Below are 18974 nucleotides of genomic sequence, written 5' to 3' on the forward strand. Positions count from 1 at the left end.
AGCGCACACCCTGCGGCCAGGGTTGCAGCTAGCGGTTGATCACCTCGATCGCGCGCATGGCTGCGGCATAGGCTTCGTCCACATCGCCTTCGCGGCCCGCAAGGGTGAGGCGGCCGTAGGCGCCCACGGCTTTCACATCCACCACCGTGATGTTCGACGATTTCTCTGCCTCGTTGGCGGCGATCAGCACGTAGCCGGCCGGTTCGGTTTCCAGGATGAACATGCTCATGCCCGACTGGATCATCGAGCCGCGGCGGTTCTGGCGGTTGATCAGCACCGCATGGTCAGGGGTGATGGCGCGGATGATCTCCGACCAGGTGACCTCGCAGCGCCCGCGCCGCTCCACCGTGGTGCCCATGGCATCCACCACCGCCTGGCCGGAGAGCAGCACGCTGCTCTGATCGCGGTGGTAAAGCGCCAGCGAGCCGAAGGCCCGCTCCACCACCTTCTGGCCGAGCCGCACGGTGCTGGCCTTCAAGGCGATGTCGGTGAGGCGGTGCACCGCCATGCCCGGTGCCACCTCCAGCCAGAGGCAGGCATCGCCGGGGATCGGCAGGAACCCCTGCGACACCGTGCCCATGTAGGCCGCCAGCTGGGGCTGCAGCGAATCGAGGAACACATAAGCCCTCAGCTCGATCTCCGCGCCCAGCTGAATCGAGGGGCTGTGGCTGCCGGTGAGACGCGTGAGGCTGGACCGGCGGGCGGGCTGCGCTCTGGAGTCGCCGGGGCTGAAGGACACGTTCGCTGGCAGTGGGATCGATCGGCGGACGGGATGCAATCGGCTGGATTCGCCTCCGCCGCGCCTGTGCACCGCAGGCCGATTCCCCTGGACGTGGGGCGTTCAATTGGTGCGGATCCTACCGTTCAGCCCCCACCGGGCCTGGCTGCGCGGGGCTCGGTGGGAAGGGCTACAGCAGCGGCCGCCAGCGCCGCTATCACAGGGGCCTGCCGCTGCATCGCTCGCCATGCTCACCCCCACCACCCGCTTGAAGCTGCAAGCCATCCTGCGCCGCATCGAAGCGGCCCAACCGGTGACCCTGCAGGAACGCATCTATCTCCAGAAGTTCGCCAGCCGCGATGGCGCCGTGGCCAGCTGGGTGCGCCGAACCGAGCGGCGGCGTCTGCACGACGCAGACGATGGCCTGGATCACCTGCTGAGCGATCTGGATCTTGCCGATCCCGATCCTGCAGCCCCATTTCATCCCGATCACGATGACATCGGCGACTGGTTCAGTGGCGCCCCCCACTGGTTGAGACGCAGTTGAACCGGTAATTTCCGGCCACGTGTGTCTCTTTCCGGTCATGACCACCAAGCGCACCAGTTCCGCCGCTGCCACCACCGGATCCACCACGCCGATCCCGCGCGACCCGAACGGCGGCGGGGATGGGTCGTTCGCCAGCTGGATCGCCGGCGCGATCGATCAGGGCGTCAAGCCGGAGCAGGCGCTGGCGGTGGTGGGTCTGGGTCTGATGCGCGGCATGGGCGGCGCGGCGATCGGCCTGCCGGTGGCCCAGGCCGATGGCTTCGATCTGGAAAGCCCGGTGCAGCTCCAGTCGCTGAAGGGGCGGCTCGAAGCGATCGCGCTGGCGATCAGCACCGGCGCTCCCCTCTCCACCCATGAGGTGGGTCTGCTGCTGGGCGCCCGCCCCGGCGCTCCCCGGGTACGGCGTGCCGGTGTGGTGGCCGAGCGCATCGGCCGCAACGTCTGGCAACTGCGCCGCTCCAGCGACGACGAGCGTTCCTCCAACGCGGGCTTCAGCGAAGGCTTCCGCCGCCGGCTCTGAACGCAAGCCTCCAGGCTGGTCCGAGCGTGTGCGTCCCACTCTGTGATGACCGCGCAGGCGCTTTCCCCTCATGACCGCGCAGGCGCTGTTCCATCTGTCGTTTCCGGCGTTCGACCTCGACGCCACCGAACGGTGGTATGTGGAGGGGCTTGGCTGCCGGCGCGGCCGCCGCAGCGCCACGGCCCTGGTGCTGGGCCTCGGTGGCCATCAGCTGGTGGCCCATCTGGTGCCGGCCAAGGGTGCTGAGGGGTCTGATCCGCCGCAGCGGGGCATTTACCCGCGCCACTTCGGCTTGATTGTTGCCGACGCCAGCCACTATGAGGCCCTTGAGCAGCGGGCACGGCAGCAGCAGCTGCGCTTCGGGGTCTCTGCCAAGACCCGCTTTGCCGGCGAGCTGCTGGAGCACCGCAGCTTCTTCCTGATTGATCCGGCCGGCAACTGGCTGGAATTCAAGTGGTATCTCCATCCCGAGGCGGTGCTCGGCCTGGCCGACCTCGATCGGGTGGGCGAAACCGCCCCGTCCCCTGCCCCCCTGCCGCCGTGATGAACGAGCTGATCGCCGAGCTCAACCTGCTGCCCCACCCGGAGGGCGGCTTCTACCGGGAGATCCATCGCTCGCCGTTGCAGGTGCACCGCGAGGACGGCGCCGCGCGCGCCGCCTTCACCGTCATTCATTTCCTGCTGCCGGCGGGGGTGACCAGCCGCTGGCACCGGGTGAACGGCGCCGAGGAGAGCTGGCATCACCTGGCCGGAGCGCCGCTGCTGCTCTGGCGTGGGGAAGAGGATCCCGCCATCGCGCCGACAGAGCAGCTCGAACTCGGCCCGCGCCACCCGGACCGTCCGCAGCAGGCGCCGTTTCAGCTGATCCCGGCCGGCTGGTGGCAGGCGGCCCGCAGCAGCGGCGCCTGGACCCTGGTGCACTGCTGCGTGGCGCCGGGCTTCAGCTTCGAGGATTTCGAGCTGCACCAGAGCAGCGAAGACCTGCTGCCGCAGCCGGATCAATACCAGTCGGGGGTGTAGATGCGCACCCGGCCCACCCCCACGGGGCTGGCCACCGGCTGCGGCCCCACCGGAAACGCCCGCACCGTGTAGAGGTAGGTGTCGGCCACGATCGGGTTGCGCACGGGCCGTAGCGACACGGTCACGGTTTCGCCGGGCATGGGCGGCTGGGGGAAGCGGATCAGAAACTGACGCCGCGCCTCATCGAAGCTTGCCTCCACCGGCACGGGCCTGCCTTCGCGGCGCGGCTTGCCGATGAAGGCGCGGGTGCGGCTGGCGTCGAAGTCGAATTGCCAGTCGGCACCACCGATCTGCTGAACCTCCAGCGCACCCAGCGCCGCACCGGCCTGCTCCGGCATCGGAATCGTGAGGTAGTACTCCGGCCAGGGTTGGGAGACGTTCGAGCTGTAGGTGATCAGGCTGAGCTGAAACGGGGCTTTCACGAAGTAGGTGGAGCCGCGGATTTCCACCGCTGCTGCCTGGCGCTCAAGCGTGGCCGGGGGCAGCGCGGCAGCGAGCAGCAGCGCCAGGCCCACCAACGCTCCCGTTGCCGGCGCAAGGCGGCGTTGGCTGTCGCTGAATCGCCTGGTGCTTGAGAGGACGCCAAGGCGCCTGCGGGTGGGATGGAGCATGGGCGGAGCGCGGAGCGCCTCAGGGGGTGGCAGGGTCGCTGGGGCCGGCATTGCCGGGGGGCACTGCGGCTTTCGGCGCGGCAGATTCCAGCAGGGGCGATTCCAGCCGGCTGAGCAGGCGGGGCAACAGCAGGATCAGCACGATCAGCAGCAGGGCGCCGAGGCCGAAGCCCACCACACTCGAGAGCATGCGATCCAGGGGAATCCAGCGCCCGCCCAGCCAGGCCAGGGACACCATCGTGGTGGACCAGAGGGCGGCACCGGCGAAGTTGAACAGCAGGAAGCGTCCGTAGGGCATGCCAACGGCTCCGGCCAGGGGACCGGCGATCACCCGCAGCACAGCGACGAAGCGCCCGAGCAGCACCGAGGCATCGGCATGGCGGAGGAAACGGCGCCGCAGCACTTCCATCTGCTCGGGCCGCTGGCCCAGCAGGCGGCCCACCCGCAGCACCAGCGTCCAGCCGGCCCAGCGCCCCACCAGATAGCCCAGGTTGTCGCCGATCACCGCACCCACCAGGGCGGCGCCGATCACACCCCCCACCTGCAGCTGGCCGCTGCCGGCGGCGTAGCCCCCCAGCAGGGTGAGGGTTTCACCGGGCAGCGGCAGACCGGCGTTCTCCAGCAGCATGCCGGCAAACACCACCAGGTAGCCCCAGCGGCTCAGCAGCCCCTGCAGCTGCTCGGTGCTGATGTCCGGCAGGGTGAATGCCAGAGGCAGCTGTGCGAGCAGCTCCAGGCTGATGGTCATGGCCGGTTCCGCCCTGCCACGCTGCGGCTGTCGCTGGTGAGCGTCGCGTCGCGATGGAAGGCGGCGGGATTCTGGTCGCGGCGGTGGCGCAACGGCAGTGCCGGCGCAGCGGGAATGGCAGCGGCCGTACCTTCCGCCATCGCCACGATGGCGCAGTCGGCGGTGGCAGTGAGCGCCTGACGCAGGCGCCGGGCTGCATGGAGCGACATGTCCCGCGGCACGCTGATGCGGTCGCGCAGATAGCGCAGACCCATCACGGCAGCGGGATCGATCGCGGCAGGCAGCGGGCAGGGCGTGTCGCGCGCCAGGGCTGTGAGCGCGCAGCGCAGCGCCAGATCGAAGGCTTCGGCTGGGGCGGGATTCACCCTGGCCAGGGTGTGCCGGTGGCGCAGCACCCGCTGCAGCGCTTCAGCTGCCGCACCGGCGGGCTCGGGGACAGAAGTTTCCGGATCGGGCGCACCGAGCGGCCAGGGTCCATGGTCGACCCGCTCGGCCGCTGCCTGCTGGGCGGGCGTGCCGCTGGGGTGGCACCCCCCCATCTGGGGTGGCAGGTCGTGGGCGTGGGTGTGGAAGTCGCTCTGGGTGCCCCGGTAGGTCTCCCGGGTTTCCATGGCCTCGAACCAGCGGGCGATGGCGCCGTGCCGCTGCCGGATGGCATAGGCCTTGTAGTAGTAAAGGCTGGCGCTCATGCGCTCGATGTAGGGAGTGAACACCACATCGGCGGTGCCGAAGCGTTCAAGGAAATAGGGGCCGGCAGTGGTGGCGAGGGCGCCATCCACCCGTTCGGCCACCCGATCGAAGGCTTCAGCGGCGAGCTGTTCGGCGCGGGGGGTGAGGCCGGGCCGGCAGAGCCAGAGGCACCAGGCCCGGAACAGCTCCCGCTCCAGCTGGCGCAAGGGCAGCACGCGCGCATTCAGCAGCCCATCGCCGAGAGGCCCGAAGGCCTGCTCCAACGCCGCGAGGATGTCGTCGCTCTCGGTATGGAGGCGGCCATCAAGCTCGACGGCAGGCAGCATGCCGGAGGGCACCAGGTTCCCGTACCAGGCCTCCTTCTCGCCGTAGCAGAACATCGTGACCTTGCGGACCCGGTACGGGATCCGTTTCTCCTCCAGCCACAGCCACACTTTCTGGCAGTAGGGGCACCAGGCGTGATGGTCCCTGAAAAGGGTGACGCGCACGGCACTCTCCGGCTGCCCGAACAATCGCAGCCGCGATTGGGCATTGCACGGACCCTCCACCCGGTCGGGGGAGTCAGGTGCCAGCGCTTCCAGCTCCGGCCAGCTAAAGGGAATGGTGGAAGGGCCCGGCAAGGGACGTGGTGGAGTGCGGCCTTTAACGGTAGAGGGCAGGGTCAGTCAGAGCGTGCGGGGGGCGCCACTGCGGCACCTTGCGGCGCCATAGGAGGCTGACCAGCCCCCTGCACGCAGGATCTGCCGGTTCTCTCGGATGACTTGGCTCGCTGGCTAGGGCCCGGTATCCATCGCGGACAACACTTTGGGTAAATTCTCTAATAGCCACTGCAGCAATCTTCAGCCTCTTAAATGGCACAGATGCGTGCATCATTTGCTACGTAGCGACGTGAACGCCTGGATCGGGTACTCCGAGTCCCGCTCTATGCGTTCTGACAGCTAGATCCCCACAGGCGCACCACCTGAAGCCGAAGTTTTTGGCAGTCGGGGCCCCGGAATTGTGCATTTTTGCTTCTAGCCCGTCTGCCACAGCTCCCGCGCTGTCAGTGCACTGTGGAAGGGCTTAAGCTGCGTGAAAGCATTTGACTTAGCAGGCTGCAAACACATTGCGATTATGAATAAACTCCGTGAATTGGCGATTTTCCGAATACTCGCTTAAAGCTGGTCATGTTCTGAGCAATAATACGAAAAACGCCCCATCAACCTGTTGAGTGGTGTCAGGTGTTTTGTTTGGCTACCCGCCCGCATGAACGAACGGCTCGACACCAGGATGGTGATGCGGTGGCTTCCCCTCTACGAACTGTGCACGTATTCAGGAAGCTGTAACCGGGCCGCCGCTGACTGCAGGTACTCCCAGGCCACCCTCAATCGCGCCCACCGCTGCCTGGAGGCGTTGCTGGCCGAGGCAGAGAGCCGCCACCTGTTTGATCTGCTCGACACCCTTCGCACCGCAGCACAGAAGATCCGTACGGCTGAAGGCGTGTGCCGGCTGGAGGCCGATCCCTTCGTTCCGCTTGGCATCAATGGCTTCCGGCTGGAGCGCTGGGCCCGCACCCACTCGGACATCTCACGCAGCCTTCAGCTGCTGGGTGAGCGGGTTTGTGATGCCTTCATCGGCTCCCTGTATGAGCTTGAGCTGGAGCGGGGCCGCAAGATTGTGCAGTTTCAGGGCCAGCCGATGCTGGCTGAAGCACTTGTGCGCACGCCCCTATGGCGAGTCGCACCGCGGCAAGCGGCGGCGAAGATCGGAGCCAAGGGGTTTGAACGCCTGGCACTGGAGCCAACTCTTCACCATCCCCGCCTGGTACGGCGTCTGGAAACTCAGGGTTACCGCATTCTCCCGGCCACGATCCGCAAACCGCGCAGCCACGAGCACAACGTGGCCCGGGTGATCAACCAGCTGCAGGTCAGAGGCCTGGGCACTCCGCAGTCGTATTGCGTGCTGGATCAGGTTCCCATCGATGAGGACGTGATCGGCATCGTCTACAGCGCCACTTATGCCGATCAGCAGCCGGCCTTCAAGTTGCTGATGCAACAGATCACTCAGGACCTGCGCCAGGGACTGGAAGAGGAATTGCTGCTCTCCAGCAAGAGCCTGCTGCCCCTCACCGCCTGAGTCGATCGGCTGCTCTCCGGCAAGAGCGTGGGTCCCCAGCCTTCTGACTCCACCCGGCCGGCCACCAGCGGCGCCACCCGGTCGGCTGATCCATGGCTGCGGGGTTGTTCGGACTCCTGGGAAGCGGTTCACTGCGCTGTCTTGTGGCCCTGCGATTGGCCTGAGCCATCTCCCGGAAGCTTTTCATCGCCACCGCGTGTTCGCGGTCGAGGCGCTGTTGCTTTGGCTGCTCGAACCACTCCTGGCGCCGCTGCTCCGAACGCTCCTTGCGGCTGGGCCGCCGCATCAGGAAGCCCACCATCACCGCCAGGCTCAGGCGGCGGCAGCGGGCCAGCCAGCGCCGTAGACGGAGCCGATGGCGCTCAACACCCAAACGGGCTCCCGAACTCTCAGCGCCAGAAGAGCCGCCACGTTCAGAATCAGGAAAAACGCGAACAAGCCGGCGCTGAACAGCAGCACAAGGCCGAGTAGTTCATCTTGATCTGAACCGGCTGCAGACGCGTAACGTAAAGAGGTTGCTGCTGAGGGTTGCTCGCCGGACTATCGGAAGTTCCGGTTAATTCGGTTGCTCCTCGCTATCGACCGCTCGGCTCAAGTACCCCACCGTCCCTTATCGTAGTTGGTCTCAACAGCGCAGCCTGTCGCCTGTCCGGTCGCCAGCCCGGCAACGGGAGTTGATCCCTTCGAGAGGTAAGCTCACACCCAACGTGAGCGTCTGGACACGAAGGCGGTGGAAGGGCGTGAAGGCATGATGGAAGCTCTGGCAGAACACTTCAAGGTCTTTTCGGAGCCCAGTCGTTTGCTCGTGCTCCAATGTTTGCGCCACGGCCCCCTGAACGTCACGGCGGTGGTTGAAAAGACCGGCCTCAGCCAGGCGCTGGTGTCAAAGCACCTCAAGCTGCTCATGATTGCCGGTGTGGTTCGGCGGCGGCCGGAAGGCAGCCTGGTGTTCTACGAAGTGATTGATCCCAACGTGTTCCAGCTGATCGCCGCCTGCCAGGACCTCCTGCTCGCAGCCCGCCGCCAGCAACTCGACGCCCTCTCCACCAGCCTCTGAATGCCTACCCGGCTGCCCGCCACCATCAACGACCTGCGCCTCTCCTTGGCGGCCGGAGAACGGGCGTTTCCAGGTCTGGCCTTGCCTGAAGCCGATGCGGTGGAGCTTGTGCTCGCGGGTTGCGACCTGCGGGGCGGCCAGTTTCGGGCCATCCGGCTCGGCCACGCCGATCTGCGCGGCAGCCAGCTGGAAGGAGCCTGTTTCCAGCAGGCATTGCTGTGGGGCGCTGACATGCGCCAGCTCAGGGCCCACGGCAGTTCCTGGCAGGAGGCCGATCTCTCCGGCGCCCGCATGCAGGGTGCGGAATTCAATGGCGCTGCTCTGCATCGCAGCTGCCTGCGGGGCATTGCGGCGGCCGGCAGCGTGTGGCGTCAGGCGCGGCTGGTGGAGGCGGATTTCCGCCCCGGGCAGGATCAGCCCACCGACCTGAGCGGTGCCGATTTCACCGACGCTGACCTCAGCTTTGCCCGCCTCTCCGGGGTGCGGCTGCAGGGGGCCCGCCTTGTGGGGGCCTGCCTGTATGGCGCCGATCTCCGGCAGGCCGACCTGCGCGGCGCCGACCTGAGCGGCTGCGACCTGCAGACCTGCCAGCTCGATGAGCTGCCGAGCTGAGTGCCCGGCCGGCACGGGGGCACGCCCCGCCCTGCATGATTGAAGCCATCGTGCTCCGATCAGCCGTGACTGCTTCCCCCCAACCCGCTGAAGACGGCTTCGATCTGGTTGTGATCGGCGCCGGCTCCGGCGGCCTGGCAGCGGCCAAGCGCGCTGCCTCCTACGGCGCCCGGGTGGCGATGCTTGAAGGCGATCGGGTGGGCGGCACCTGCGTGATCCGCGGTTGCGTGCCCAAGAAGCTGTTGGTGTACGGCTCTGCCTACCGCCACATCCTTCAAGACGCCGAGGCGTTCGGCTGGACGGTGGAGGCCGCCCGCTGCGAGCCGGCACGGCTGCTGGCCAATGTGCGCGCCGAGGTCGACCGGCTCAATGGGCTGCACATCGGCTTTCTCGAAAAGGCCGGCGTGGAGCTCGTGCGCGGCTGGGGCCGCTTCGCTGACTCCCATCACGTGGACGTGGTGGCCAGTGAAGACATCACCGGTGAGGCAGCCGCCACCACCGCCAGCCGCCGCCTGCGGGCGGAGCGGGTGCTGATCGCCGCTGGTGGCGTGCCCCAGCGGCCGGTGCTGCCGGGCGCCGAGCTGGCCTGGGTGAGCGATGACATGTTCCTGCTGGAGGAACTGCCGCAGCAGGTGGTGATCGTGGGCGCGGGCTTCATCGCCTGTGAGTTCGCCTGCATCCTCAATGGCCTGGGCGTGGCCGTCACTCAGCTGGTGCGCGGCGATCACCTGCTGCGGGGCTTTGACCTCGAGCTGGCCGGCGCCGTGCGCGAGGGGATGGAGGAGGCCGGGATCGAGATCCGCTTCAGCCACAGTCCTGCCGCCATCAGTGGCACTCCCGGTGATCTGCAGGTGACCACCCAGGACGGCGAGCAGCTGGCCTGCGGCGGTGTGCTGCTGGCCACCGGCCGCCGGCCCCGGCTGGAGCCGCTGCATCTGGCGGCTGCCGGCGTGGCCAGCGAGGCGGGCCGCATCCCGGTGGATGCTGATCAACGCACCAATGTGCCCCATATCTATGCGGTGGGCGACGTGACCGATCGCATCAACCTCACCCCGGTGGCAGTGGACGAGGGCCGCGCCTTCGCTGACAGCGTCTATGGCGGCAAGCCGCGCCAGGTGGATCACGAGCTGGTGGCCAGCGCCGTGTTCAGCCAGCCGGAGCTTTCCACCGTGGGCCTCAGCGAAGAAGCGGCGATCGAGCGTTTCGGCGCCGATGGCATCCGCATTCATCGGGCCTGCTTCCGCTCGATGGCGCAGGCCCTGCCCAAGAGCGGCCCCCGCTGCCTGTTGAAGCTGGTGGTGGAGGTGGCCACCGGCAAGGTGGTGGGCTGCCACATGGTGGGCGAGCACGCCGCCGAGATCATTCAGATGGCGGCGATCGCCATCGGCATGGGAGCCACCAAGGCGGATTTCGATCGCACCATGGCGTTGCACCCCACCGTTTCTGAGGAATTCGTAACGATGCCGAACTGAGCGCAGCGGGGAGGACGCACCCACGGTCGGCAGCATGGCGGGACACGGTGCAAAAGGGTGACTGAGGCCAGGGCCGGGGGCAAATCCAAGGCAGTGACTGGGGCCGAGGCAGGGCGGATGCTGAGAAACCGAAAGAGAATTGATTGAAATCATAAGCAAATCAGGAGCTTCAGTATTTCTTTATCAAGACATTCCACTCACTTGATGATGAAGGTCTGCAGCATTGAGCCAGTTCTTCCTGCAGTACCTTCTGTTGCGCGTGCAACCCCTGATCCAACTCATCGACCATGAGCCGGAGGTGGTCGAGATGCTCACCCCGCTGCTGGAGCAGGTGGGCTGGCGCATTTTGCACGCCGGCGACGGCTACCACGGCCAGGCCATGGCCATGGAGCACCAGCCCCATCTGATCGTGCTCGACCTGCTGCTGCCCAAGCTGGACGGCCTCTCGGTATTGCAGCGCCTCCGCCGTGATCAGCGCACCGCCCGCTTGCCCGTGATGGTGCTCACGGCACTGGCCAGCAAGGAAGACAAGATCAAGGCCTTCAACTGTGGCGCCGACGACTACGTGACCAAGCCGTTCCAGGTGGAGGAGGTGTTCGTCCGCATCCGGGCGCTGCTGCGCCACCAGCTGGAACCGCCGCTGGCCTTGGTCACACCGGAAATCCTTTCTTTCGGGCCTCTCACACTTTGCCCTGAGCAGCTGGAGGTGCAGTGGTTTGACCAGCCGATACGCCTCACCAGGCTGGAATTCGAACTGCTGCACTGTTTGCTGCAACGCCATGGCCAGGCGGTGTCTTGGGGGGTGATTCTCAAGGAGGTGTGGGGCCACCCCAGCGGTGACGACATTGAGTGCATTCGCACCCACATTCGTCACCTCAGAACCAAGATCGAACCGGAGCCGCACCGCCCCCGTTTTCTCAAAACGATCTACGGCATGGGCTATTGCCTTGATCTTCCCCATCAGCAGACGCAGGCGATGGCCTGAGAGGCGCATAGGGGATTACTGCCACCACTGCGATGGGGGGCGGCTCAGACATAAGCACCGTTCGTTGCAGACACTCCCACAGGCATCGAGTGGCTGTGCTGCGGTTGGCTTCTTTCGCTGGTGCTTGGGGGCTGAGCATAGGCCTGGCTGTGTGCAGGAGCGGGCGCTTGCTGGTGGAGCACTTCCTCCAGCAGGAAGGCGCAGAGATTGGACATGGAGCGACCCTCCTCTTCCGAGCGGTTCAGGAGGGTTTGATACACCTGATGGCTGATGGTGATGGAGATGCGGCGTGGCTGCCGTTGCATGATCCGAACACGCTCGCTCGTGGTCTCGGAAGCATTGCGTACGGACTTGGAGTTGGGAGTTATGGAAGTCATGGCAGACCTAAACATGGAGTAGGGGGGTGATGCACAACGAATAACGTGTGATCGCTGCTAACTGAGAGAATATTCCAGGGATTCATGCCCTCTTCATCTTGATGCGGATGGAGGGCCACGCCCCAACCGGGAAAATCGGGAGGGAGAAACCAGGTCCTGCGTCAAAGTCGTTGGGTGGGGTGTTCCCAGATGTTGGAAGGGTTGCGGGCAAGATCTGATCAGAATCTGACTATTTCAAAAACTGCCTGAATGGCCCACTCCTCCGTATTGATGTGTTCTCACCATCATAATCCCATGGTGTGATATGGGGTGTGGTGTGAATCCCGCCCTTGCCATGCCGGTTCAAAGGGCGCTGGTGGCCTGTCAAAGATCGGCAGCTCGACGGGCCAGTTGCTTGGTGGGATCCGCTCCGAGCATGAGCGCAACATCGGCGCCCCCATTGGCCACCGGCACCAGCAGACGCAGGGGCCGCAAGTCGCTGGGGGCAGGCACCAGGCCAGCCGCGTCAAACTGGGCGGCTCCCTGTGGTAGTGCCGTCTCTTCTGCCGCCACCAGCTCCTCGCTGCGGTTGGGCAGTTGCCATTGCTGACCCGCTCCATCGTCGATCTGCAAGGGGCGTAGGTGATCGATCCGGAGGCCCGGCGTCAGGGCATTCAGGCGTAAGCGCGGGCCTGCGGGATCGGCGTCATCGGGTTGCTCGAACAACACCAGGCCCCAGCGTTGGCCGGAAGCATCACTGAGCGTCCAGCGCTGGGGAGAGGCCCCCGCCATGGCCTGTCCCTCCGCCATGCCAGGCCCTGGCAGCAGCGACACGCCGGCTGTGAACATCACCACCGCCAGCGCCGCGCCCAGCAGTCGAGCCAGCCGTCTCCCTGGCACGACAGCGGCGGCTCCAACGGCGTGAAGCCTGGGCTCCCTCCCTGATGAAAAGGCCATGGTTTGCAGAGGCTTCGGGCCTCTCGACCCTATGCAGATCTGCCGATAGGCGCAGAAGGGGGAGGCACGCGCGGGCATGGAGATCAGCAGTAGCATGCATGTGGGTTTAAGCGTTAAACCGCATAACTACACTCACGTGATGCCTGTCTGTGCGCCTGCACAGCCGGTTCCTTCTCTGAGCGCCGTTGGCGGTGAACCGTCGTCCCTGTGGCGAGCGGTCGCTTCTCCCCCGTCCTTCGTGTTTCGGCACCATGGTCACTACGTCCCTACGCCGCCTCCCGGGTCTCTCCTGGGGGTCCTTCAAGGACTGGGTCACCAGCACCGAGAACCGCCTCTATGTGGGCTGGTTCGGCGTGCTGATGATCCCCACCCTGCTGGCGGCCACCGTCTGCTTTGTGATCGCCTTCGTGGGCTCCCCACCCGTCGACATCGACGGCATCCGTGAGCCCGTTTCCGGCGGCCTGCTCTATGGCAACAACATCATCACCGCCGCGGTGGTGCCCAGCTCCAACGCCATCGGCCTGCACTTCTACCCGATCTGGGCTGCCTCCAGCCTCGATGAGTGGCTCTACAACGGTGGCCCCTACCAACTGATCATCTTTCACTTCCTGATCGGCATCTTCTGCTGGATGGGGCGTGAATGGGAGCTGAGCTACCGGCTCGGCATGCGCCCCTGGATCGCCGTGGCCTACTCGGCGCCCGTGGCCGCCGCCACCGCCGTGCTGCTGGTGTATTCGATCGGCCAGGGCTCCTTCTCCGACGGCATGCCGCTCGGCATTTCCGGCACCTTCAATTTCATGCTGGTGCTGCAGGCCGAGCACAACGTGCTGATGCACCCTTTCCACATGCTCGGTGTGGTGGGCGTGTTCGGTGGGGCGCTGTTCTCCGCCATGCACGGCTCTCTGGTCACCAGTTCCCTGGTGCGTGAAACAACTGAGGTGGAAAGCCAGAACCGTGGCTACAGATTCGGGCAGGAGGAGGAGACCTACAACATCGTGGCTGCCCACGGCTACTTCGGTCGTCTGATCTTCCAGTACGCCTCCTTCAACAACAGCCGCAGCCTGCATTTCTTCCTGGCCGCCTGGCCGGTGATCGGCATCTGGTTCGCGGCACTGGCGGTGGCGAGCTTCTCGTTCAACCTCAACGGCCTCAACTTCAACCACTCCGTGATCGACCATCAGGGCCGGGTGATCAACACCTGGGCCGATGTGCTCAACCGCGGTGGGCTGGGCATCGAGGCCATGCACGAGCGCAACGTCCACAACTTTCCGCTGGATCTGGCCACCAGTTCCAGCACCCCCGTGGCCCTCACCGCCCCAGCGATCGGTTAGTGGGACTTTGACCCCCACCCAGCCTCGTTAACCCCACCAGCCACATCAGGCCCCATCTGGCCGCGTCCACCCCCACCCCGGAGCACCCATGTCCCATCTGCTCCTGCCACTGCGGGCGCTGGGCCTGGCGATGAAAAAGGCCTGAGGGTTCCGTTCAGGACGATTGCGGACGCGCGAAAAGGATGGTGTCCATCAGACCGGCTGCAGCTGCCGGAGCTGCTCCTCAAACCGTTGCCTCAGGCGCCCCTGCACCAGATTGCAGAGTTCATCCACCAAGGGATCGGCAACGGTGTAGATCAGCCGCACCCCATCCCGCTCGCAACCCACCAGGCCAGCCCGTTGCAGCTGCCCCAGCTGGCGGCTGATGTGGGACTGGCTGAAACCCGTGGCCTCGATCAGGGAGGCCACATCCATGGCTCCTTGTTGTTTGAGCTGGCAGAGCAGTTGCAGGCGTGCCGGTTCGCTCAGCAGACGGAAGAAACCACTGAGTTCTTCGAGGAGCTGGGGGCTCGGCAGGGACCCGGCAACGGGCGCAGCCATGACAATCAAATATGTCTCTTGCAGCATTATGCACCGAAACTGGAGCAAATGACGGCTTGCGGCTTAGCGAGAGTTGTTTTTAAGCCCTCTATGCGGCTAAAGTCATAGCAATTGCTGATGGACCACCCATGGCCGTCGCTCCCGCGTCTGTTCTTTCCCTCGCAGCCGCCGCCGGTGGCGGCTGCCTGCTCTTCCGCCAGCTCTTCGACGGCGACACCGGCACCTTCACCTATCTGCTCGCCGATGTGCGCAGCCGCCAGGGTCTGCTGATTGATGCGGTCTTCGAGCAGCACGACCGCGATCTTGCCCTGATCCGTGAACTGGACATCGATTTGGTGGCCTGCCTGGACACCCATGCCCATGCCGACCACGTGACGGGCAGCTGGCTGATGCACGCCGCCACCGGCAGTGCCATTGGCCTTGCCGCTGCTGTCGGTGCCGAGCACGTGAGCCTGCCGTTGCGGCACGGTGATCGGGTTCCCTTCGGCGAGCGCTCCGTGGAGGTGCGCGCCACCCCCGGCCACACCGACGGTTGCCTCACCTACGTGCTCGATGACCAGGCGATGGCCTTCACCGGCGATGCCGTGCTGGTCCGCGGTTGCGGCCGCTGCGACTTCCAGCAGGGCAACGCCCACTCCCTCTGGACCTCGATCACGGGGCAGATCTTCTCTCTTCCCGACGCCTGCCTGCTCTATCCCGGCCACGACTACACCGGCCGCAGCGTGACCTCCGTTGCCGAGGAGAAGGTCTTCAACGCAAGGCTGGGCGGCAGTGCCACCGAGAGGGATTTCGTCGGCCACATGGAGGCGATGAAGCTTCCCCATCCCCACAAGATCGCTGAAGCCCTGCCCGGCAACATGCGCTCCGGCAAGCCACGCCAGCTGGCGGCCGCTCCCGCCTGGGCGCCCCTGACCCGCAGCTACGCCGGCCTGCCTGAACTCACGCCGGCCTGGGTGGTCGCCCATCAGAGCGATCTCACCGTGCTCGATGTGCGCTCTGCCGAGGAATTCAACGGCCCCGATGGCAGGGTGGCCGGCAGCCTGCTGATCCCCCTGCCGGAGCTTGAAGGCCGCTCCAGCGAGATCCCCACCGGTCGGCCGCTGGTCGTGGTCTGTCATTCAGGCAGTCGTTCCGCCCTGGCCACCCAGCAACTGCTGAAAGCTGGTCATGCCCAGGTGGCCAACCTGCACGGCGGCCTGAGCCGTTGGGCGGCCGAGGGCTTCCCGCTGGAAGGCGTCATTCCTGCCTGAGGGGTGCGCCCCTGATCGCTTCGATCACCGACTCCGCTTCGGCATTGCCCCGTTCTCTGCTTCTCCACCGATGGCGTCCACCCCTTCAGCTGCACAGCTCCACCGCATCAGCGCCCATGACCTGGCCGACCAACTGGCTGCCCAAGGCGTCAGCGTGATCGATGTGCGCGAACCGATGGAGTACGCCTCCGGCCACATCAGCGGCAGCCTCAACGTTCCCCTTTCACGCCTCACCCAGGCCGATTTGCCGAACGGACCGCTTGTGCTGGTCTGCCAGAGCGGCAACCGCAGCAGCAAGGCCTTGACCCAGCTTCTGCACAAGGGCCACCCGCACCCGGTTGCCGACCTGCTCGGTGGTCTTCCCGCCTGGCAGGAGGCTGGTTTCTCCGTGCGCAAGCTCAAAGGAGCGCCACTGCCCTTGATGCGCCAGGTGCAGATCGTGGCAGGAAGCCTGGTGTTGCTGGGGGTGATCCTGAGCCAGACGGTGGCTCCCGGCTGGATCTGGCTGAGCGGTTTCGTGGGGGCTGGCCTCACCTTTGCGGGCCTCAGCGGCTTCTGCGGCATGGCGCGCCTGCTGGCTGTGATGCCCTGGAACCAGGTGGCGATCGGATCACGGGGGAAATGAGCGCCACGACCATGGCGCTGCTGCTGGTGGGCGGCGCCCTGATCGGCTTTCTGCTCGCCGTCCTCGGCGCCGGCGGCTCGATCTTATTGTTGCCCCTGCTGGTGAGCGGTGCGGCCCTGCCCACCAAGGCCGCGGTTCCGCTCTCGCTGCTGGTGGTCACCTTGCTGGCCCTCGGCAATGTGGGTCCTTACATCCGCCGCCGCCAGATCGCGATCCAGCCCGCCCTGGTGCTGGGGGTGCCGGCCCTCGCCGGCAGCTGGATCGGCGGCACCCTGGTGAAGGCTGGTCTGATCCCGGAGCCGCTGCAGCTGGGAATCTTCACGGCCGCAGCCTTGCTGGCCTCCTGGCTGCTCAATCGTCGCAGTGCCAGAGAGCGTCCTCTCCAGCACGGACGCCCTGCGGGTTCCCCCGTGCTGCTGGCCAGCCAGGGCGTGGTGGTGGGCCTGCTCACCGGCGTCGCCGGGGTGGGCGGCGGTTTTGCGATCGTGCCAGCCCTCGTCCTTCTGGCGGGGCTGCCGATGCAGCTCGCCAGTGGCACAAGCCTGCTGCTGATCGCCACCAATTCCCTGGTCGCCCTTGCCGCACTGGGCCACTGGCCCACGGCCCACCTGCCGCTCCTGTTGCCTCTGCTTGGTGGTGGCTTCCTTGGGGGGATGGTCGGCCAACGGCTCGCGCCTCACCTGCCGGAGGTGCGGCTGCACCAGGGGTTCTCGGCGCTTCTGATCGGATCGGCCCTGCTCACCGGAGCCGAGGTCTGGCGTCGCCACGATCACCTGCCCGCTGTTCCCATGGCTTCCAGCCGCCAGAGCCTGCAGGCTGCGCACCGATCAGCCTCTCCCGTCTCCTCATCCTCAGCCGTTTCCATCGCGCCATGAATGAACGCACCTTCCAGTTCCGGCTGCGCAGCAGCCACCCCGCTCCAGATCGCGCCACTCACGATCTGGTGGTGGAGTTCCTGAGCGACTCCGGCGCCTGGGAGCCCCAGCAGCTCAGCTTCACCATGCCGGGATTCCGGATCTACCTGATTTCGCTGCTGCTCTGCCAGCACTTCTATCTGGTGGCCAATGCCAGGGAGAAGGCCATTCCGCTGCTGCAGGTGGAGGCTGATTTTGTCGTCACCACAAGCAGCGACTGGATCGTGGCCAGGGTGGAGGGCGACTTCCGGATCCAGCTGGATGCCGCCTTCGAGCAGGAACGGGGCCTCGCCGATGCGGAGGCGATCGCCTACATCCAGGAGCGCATGAAGCTCTGTCCGGTCTCCCGCAACCTGCCCGATGGGGTGTGCAAGCGCATCGTGCTCACTTCCCTGAGCTGATCTGAGGGAGTTCTCCGCTCAGGCCCCAAGGGCAGGACCCTCCACGTCCTGGTGCCGGTGGATGGCAGTGAGCTGCCGGGGGGGCGGCGCCAGAAATCTTGGGGAAGCCCGCCAGAGATCTATCGACAATGCGAAAGATGTTGAGAAATGAAGGTATAAACCTCTCCTTGTGTAGCAAGGTTCGCGCTTGGCCAGGAGAGGGGATTCTCGCCGGTTTCTTGCCTCGGATCTGACTAGCTTGAGAGCGTAAACATACAGTTTTCACCATGAAGACATCCTTCACTTTCCCGGTTTTTGCATGGCTTCAGCGTTTTACCGCTCATGGCACCCTCTGGGTGATGAGCTTTGCACTGTTTGCTCTCGGCACACTGTGCAGCCCATCGGTTGCCATGGCTGTCGATAGCTCGGGCAACTGGAACCTTGAGGATGGTTCGGGCCACCGGCTGGGGGCAGTGCTCTATGAACGATCAAACATCGATCCGTCTGCTGGTCTGCGACTGAAACTGACGGCGGAGTCTGACGGGCTCAAACTGGATCATGCCCGTCCCCTCATGCTCAGTGATGGGCGTGGCCAGGATTGGAGTCTGGCTAATCGCAGCGGAGAACTGATGGCAAGTAACGATGGCGCCATCCCGGTCGCTTCGTCCCAGTACGACGCCAGTTGTCTGAACCCCACCCCAAGTGATGGCGTGCCCATGGAGATGACAGTCGTCAGTTCCGCAGGTGATCTGAGCTTTGCGCTGTCGCCAGGCCAAGTGCAGACCCTGCACTCACTGACTGACGCCTGCGTTAACTGAAGGCCGCCCTCTGCAGCGGAAATGGCAACTGCGCATGCATGGCGAACCAGGACATGAGCTGGATCTTCACCAGACATCGACCAGCTGTCTCCTCGGTCGCCTTGTTCTTGCCGGCCATGGAGTAGCCGACTGACAAACTTGTGGACATTGTCGTTTGACCAACACCATGGGGCGCCCCTACCAACCCTCGCTGCTGAGGCTGCTGCACGGACTCACGGCGGTGCTGGTGCTGGGTTGCTGTCTGAGCGGGCTGTTCGTGTATAGCCGCTACGACGGCCGCTGGGGACGGCTGCCTTTCGTGCCAGGCGGCAGCTGGATCGATCTGCATGGCCAGGTGGGCTGGTTCCTGCTGCCCGTGGGCCTGGCCTTCACCGGCTACGCGCTCACGCTCGGCAAGGCGCGGCTGCGGCGCGCCACCAACGCGATGGCGCTGGTGGCGCTGGTGCTGGCGGTGGCCACCGGCAAGTTGATGCAGGAAGACTGGCTGCGTGACGGCGAACTGCACCACCTGGTGTATTCGCTGCATCTGGTGGCCTGGCTTGTGATCGGCCTGGCGGTGCTGGTGCATGTGGCAGGCAGCCTGCAACTGGGGGGTTGGCCGCTGGTGGTGTCGATGTCGAACACGAGCCTGCGGGAGGGGGATCTGCCTGGCGACTGGCCCTCCCAGATCCGCCGCTACATCAAGCGCAAGCGCTGAAGCTGCCGGAC

Annotated in this window: 24 protein-coding genes; 16 read left to right on the forward strand and 8 right to left on the reverse strand. The window is 65.6% G+C overall.

The annotated features are described in order from the left end of the window. Positions 1-28 precede the first annotated feature (28 nt). The gene (locus tag ACXMDP_RS08255; protein WP_094510844.1) at positions 29-739 is read right to left on the reverse strand and encodes a BMC domain-containing protein; all 711 of its coding nucleotides are present in this window, start codon (positions 737-739) and stop codon (positions 29-31) included. A gap of 226 nt (positions 740-965) precedes the next feature. On the opposite strand from ACXMDP_RS08255, the gene ACXMDP_RS08260 reads away from it, so the two are divergent. From ACXMDP_RS08260 to ACXMDP_RS08275, 4 genes are all read left to right on the forward strand, one after another. Beyond that, entirely contained in the window at positions 966-1265 is a 300-nt protein-coding gene (locus tag ACXMDP_RS08260; protein WP_259729497.1) for a hypothetical protein, read from the forward strand. 37 nt (positions 1266-1302) lie between these two features. Then, positions 1303-1785, forward strand: a complete 483-nt coding sequence (locus ACXMDP_RS08265) for a hypothetical protein (RefSeq protein ID WP_259729496.1) — start codon at positions 1303-1305, stop codon at positions 1783-1785. Between the two features lie 70 nt (positions 1786-1855). Next, positions 1856-2329 (forward strand): VOC family protein, encoded by a 474-nt coding sequence (locus ACXMDP_RS08270; RefSeq protein ID WP_259729495.1) that lies wholly within the window; start codon positions 1856-1858, stop codon positions 2327-2329. After that, complete coding sequence (locus tag ACXMDP_RS08275; protein WP_259729494.1) at positions 2329-2805, forward strand: cupin domain-containing protein; 477 nt, start codon at positions 2329-2331, stop codon at positions 2803-2805. Before ACXMDP_RS08270 ends, ACXMDP_RS08275 begins: the two co-directional genes overlap by 1 nt. Here ACXMDP_RS08275 and ACXMDP_RS08280 read toward each other — a convergent pair. Genes ACXMDP_RS08280 through ACXMDP_RS08290 form a run of 3 tightly spaced genes read right to left on the reverse strand, consistent with a single transcriptional unit; the run spans position 2784 to position 5474 of the window. Next, positions 2784-3416, reverse strand: a complete 633-nt coding sequence (locus tag ACXMDP_RS08280; RefSeq protein WP_259729493.1) for a DUF2808 domain-containing protein — start codon at positions 3414-3416, stop codon at positions 2784-2786. The genes ACXMDP_RS08275 and ACXMDP_RS08280 overlap by 22 nt on opposite strands. Before the next feature lie 19 nt (positions 3417-3435). Next, entirely contained in the window at positions 3436-4164 is a 729-nt protein-coding gene (locus ACXMDP_RS08285; protein WP_259729492.1) for a DedA family protein, read from the reverse strand. Then, the gene (locus ACXMDP_RS08290; protein ID WP_399232985.1) at positions 4161-5474 is read right to left on the reverse strand and encodes a glutathione S-transferase family protein; all 1314 of its coding nucleotides are present in this window, start codon (positions 5472-5474) and stop codon (positions 4161-4163) included. The genes ACXMDP_RS08285 and ACXMDP_RS08290 overlap by 4 nt, the downstream gene beginning before the upstream one ends. A 625-nt stretch (positions 5475-6099) precedes the next feature. Between ACXMDP_RS08290 and ACXMDP_RS08295 the strand changes: the two genes are divergently transcribed. Beyond that, positions 6100-6969 (forward strand): hypothetical protein, encoded by an 870-nt coding sequence (locus tag ACXMDP_RS08295; RefSeq protein WP_259729491.1) that lies wholly within the window; start codon positions 6100-6102, stop codon positions 6967-6969. A gap of 312 nt (positions 6970-7281) precedes the next feature. Here the strand turns inward: ACXMDP_RS08295 and ACXMDP_RS08300 are convergent, their stop codons facing one another. Next, on the reverse strand, positions 7282-7407 hold the full coding sequence (locus ACXMDP_RS08300; RefSeq protein ID WP_259729490.1) for a hypothetical protein: 126 nt from the start codon (positions 7405-7407) through the stop codon (positions 7282-7284). Between the two features lie 379 nt (positions 7408-7786). On the opposite strand from ACXMDP_RS08300, the gene ACXMDP_RS08305 reads away from it, so the two are divergent. The 4 genes from ACXMDP_RS08305 (at position 7787) to ACXMDP_RS08320 (ending at position 11095) form a co-directional block, all read left to right on the forward strand. Then, positions 7787-8026, forward strand: a complete 240-nt coding sequence (locus ACXMDP_RS08305; RefSeq protein ID WP_457766713.1) for an ArsR/SmtB family transcription factor — start codon at positions 7787-7789, stop codon at positions 8024-8026. Continuing rightward, positions 8027-8638 (forward strand): pentapeptide repeat-containing protein, encoded by a 612-nt coding sequence (locus tag ACXMDP_RS08310; RefSeq protein WP_094510835.1) that lies wholly within the window; start codon positions 8027-8029, stop codon positions 8636-8638. A 65-nt stretch (positions 8639-8703) separates the two neighbouring features. Then, positions 8704-10110 carry a glutathione-disulfide reductase gene (gene gorA / locus ACXMDP_RS08315; protein ID WP_259729489.1) on the forward strand — a complete coding sequence of 469 codons (1407 nt, stop codon included), beginning with the start codon at positions 8704-8706 and terminating at the stop codon, positions 10108-10110. A gap of 223 nt (positions 10111-10333) precedes the next feature. Then, positions 10334-11095 carry a response regulator transcription factor gene (locus ACXMDP_RS08320; protein WP_457766714.1) on the forward strand — a complete coding sequence of 254 codons (762 nt, stop codon included), beginning with the start codon at positions 10334-10336 and terminating at the stop codon, positions 11093-11095. Positions 11096-11139: 44 nt separating this feature from the next. Here the strand turns inward: ACXMDP_RS08320 and ACXMDP_RS08325 are convergent, their stop codons facing one another. Together ACXMDP_RS08325 and ACXMDP_RS08330 are read right to left on the reverse strand one after the other, a co-directional pair. Next, the gene (locus ACXMDP_RS08325) at positions 11140-11487 is read right to left on the reverse strand and encodes a ribbon-helix-helix domain-containing protein (RefSeq protein WP_457766715.1); all 348 of its coding nucleotides are present in this window, start codon (positions 11485-11487) and stop codon (positions 11140-11142) included. Between the two features lie 348 nt (positions 11488-11835). Then, a complete protein-coding gene (locus ACXMDP_RS08330) occupies positions 11836-12351 on the reverse strand; it encodes a DUF3122 domain-containing protein (protein WP_259729488.1) in 516 nt (171 codons plus the stop codon). Positions 12352-12659: 308 nt separating this feature from the next. Here ACXMDP_RS08330 and psbA point away from each other — a divergent pair, with 308 nt between their 5' ends. Next, positions 12660-13739, forward strand: a complete 1080-nt coding sequence (psbA, locus tag ACXMDP_RS08335; RefSeq protein WP_094510831.1) for a photosystem II q(b) protein — start codon at positions 12660-12662, stop codon at positions 13737-13739. Positions 13740-13931: 192 nt separating this feature from the next. Here psbA and ACXMDP_RS08340 read toward each other — a convergent pair whose 3' ends face one another. Then, the gene (locus ACXMDP_RS08340) at positions 13932-14279 is read right to left on the reverse strand and encodes an ArsR/SmtB family transcription factor (RefSeq protein ID WP_259729487.1); all 348 of its coding nucleotides are present in this window, start codon (positions 14277-14279) and stop codon (positions 13932-13934) included. A gap of 128 nt (positions 14280-14407) precedes the next feature. On the opposite strand from ACXMDP_RS08340, the gene ACXMDP_RS08345 reads away from it, so the two are divergent. The 6 genes from ACXMDP_RS08345 (at position 14408) to ACXMDP_RS08370 (ending at position 18963) form a co-directional block, all read left to right on the forward strand. Further along, positions 14408-15529: a rhodanese-like domain-containing protein gene (locus ACXMDP_RS08345; RefSeq protein WP_259729486.1), complete on the forward strand. Its 1122-nt coding sequence runs from the start codon at positions 14408-14410 to the stop codon at positions 15527-15529. A gap of 70 nt (positions 15530-15599) precedes the next feature. Then, a complete protein-coding gene (locus ACXMDP_RS08350) occupies positions 15600-16154 on the forward strand; it encodes a rhodanese-like domain-containing protein (protein WP_259729485.1) in 555 nt (184 codons plus the stop codon). After that, a complete protein-coding gene (locus ACXMDP_RS08355; RefSeq protein ID WP_259729484.1) occupies positions 16151-17029 on the forward strand; it encodes a sulfite exporter TauE/SafE family protein in 879 nt (292 codons plus the stop codon). Before ACXMDP_RS08350 ends, ACXMDP_RS08355 begins: the two co-directional genes overlap by 4 nt. After that, positions 17026-17469, forward strand: coding sequence for an OsmC family protein (locus tag ACXMDP_RS08360; RefSeq protein WP_259729483.1), 444 nt, complete (start codon positions 17026-17028; stop codon positions 17467-17469). The genes ACXMDP_RS08355 and ACXMDP_RS08360 overlap by 4 nt, the downstream gene beginning before the upstream one ends. A gap of 266 nt (positions 17470-17735) precedes the next feature. Then, entirely contained in the window at positions 17736-18266 is a 531-nt protein-coding gene (locus ACXMDP_RS08365) for a DUF3122 domain-containing protein (RefSeq protein ID WP_259729482.1), read from the forward strand. Between the two features lie 166 nt (positions 18267-18432). Beyond that, a complete protein-coding gene (locus ACXMDP_RS08370) occupies positions 18433-18963 on the forward strand; it encodes a PepSY domain-containing protein (RefSeq protein ID WP_259729481.1) in 531 nt (176 codons plus the stop codon). Positions 18964-18974: the final 11 nt, after the last annotated feature.

It is taken from the genome of Cyanobium sp. ULC065 (assembly GCF_977927515.1).

Bases quoted from the DNA above. Each gene is read 5' to 3' on its own strand.
- ACXMDP_RS08260 (WP_259729497.1), top strand. From the start codon at position 966: ATGCTCACCCCCACCACCCGCTTGAAGCTGCAAGCCATCCTGCGCCGC.
- ACXMDP_RS08265 (WP_259729496.1), top strand. From the start codon at position 1,303: ATGACCACCAAGCGCACCAGTTCCGCCGCTGCCACCACCGGATCCACC.
- ACXMDP_RS08270 (WP_259729495.1), top strand. From the start codon at position 1,856: ATGACCGCGCAGGCGCTGTTCCATCTGTCGTTTCCGGCGTTCGACCTC.
- ACXMDP_RS08275 (WP_259729494.1), top strand. From the start codon at position 2,329: ATGAACGAGCTGATCGCCGAGCTCAACCTGCTGCCCCACCCGGAGGGC.
- ACXMDP_RS08280 (WP_259729493.1), bottom strand. From the start codon at position 3,416: ATGCTCCATCCCACCCGCAGGCGCCTTGGCGTCCTCTCAAGCACCAGG.
- ACXMDP_RS08285 (WP_259729492.1), bottom strand. From the start codon at position 4,164: ATGACCATCAGCCTGGAGCTGCTCGCACAGCTGCCTCTGGCATTCACC.
- ACXMDP_RS08295 (WP_259729491.1), top strand. From the start codon at position 6,100: ATGAACGAACGGCTCGACACCAGGATGGTGATGCGGTGGCTTCCCCTC.
- ACXMDP_RS08310 (WP_094510835.1), top strand. From the start codon at position 8,027: ATGCCTACCCGGCTGCCCGCCACCATCAACGACCTGCGCCTCTCCTTG.
- ACXMDP_RS08325 (WP_457766715.1), bottom strand. From the start codon at position 11,487: ATGTTTAGGTCTGCCATGACTTCCATAACTCCCAACTCCAAGTCCGTA.
- psbA (WP_094510831.1), top strand. From the start codon at position 12,660: ATGGTCACTACGTCCCTACGCCGCCTCCCGGGTCTCTCCTGGGGGTCC.
- ACXMDP_RS08340 (WP_259729487.1), bottom strand. From the start codon at position 14,279: ATGGCTGCGCCCGTTGCCGGGTCCCTGCCGAGCCCCCAGCTCCTCGAA.
- ACXMDP_RS08345 (WP_259729486.1), top strand. From the start codon at position 14,408: ATGGCCGTCGCTCCCGCGTCTGTTCTTTCCCTCGCAGCCGCCGCCGGT.
- ACXMDP_RS08350 (WP_259729485.1), top strand. From the start codon at position 15,600: ATGGCGTCCACCCCTTCAGCTGCACAGCTCCACCGCATCAGCGCCCAT.
- ACXMDP_RS08355 (WP_259729484.1), top strand. From the start codon at position 16,151: ATGAGCGCCACGACCATGGCGCTGCTGCTGGTGGGCGGCGCCCTGATC.
- ACXMDP_RS08360 (WP_259729483.1), top strand. From the start codon at position 17,026: ATGAATGAACGCACCTTCCAGTTCCGGCTGCGCAGCAGCCACCCCGCT.
- ACXMDP_RS08365 (WP_259729482.1), top strand. From the start codon at position 17,736: ATGAAGACATCCTTCACTTTCCCGGTTTTTGCATGGCTTCAGCGTTTT.
- ACXMDP_RS08370 (WP_259729481.1), top strand. From the start codon at position 18,433: ATGGGGCGCCCCTACCAACCCTCGCTGCTGAGGCTGCTGCACGGACTC.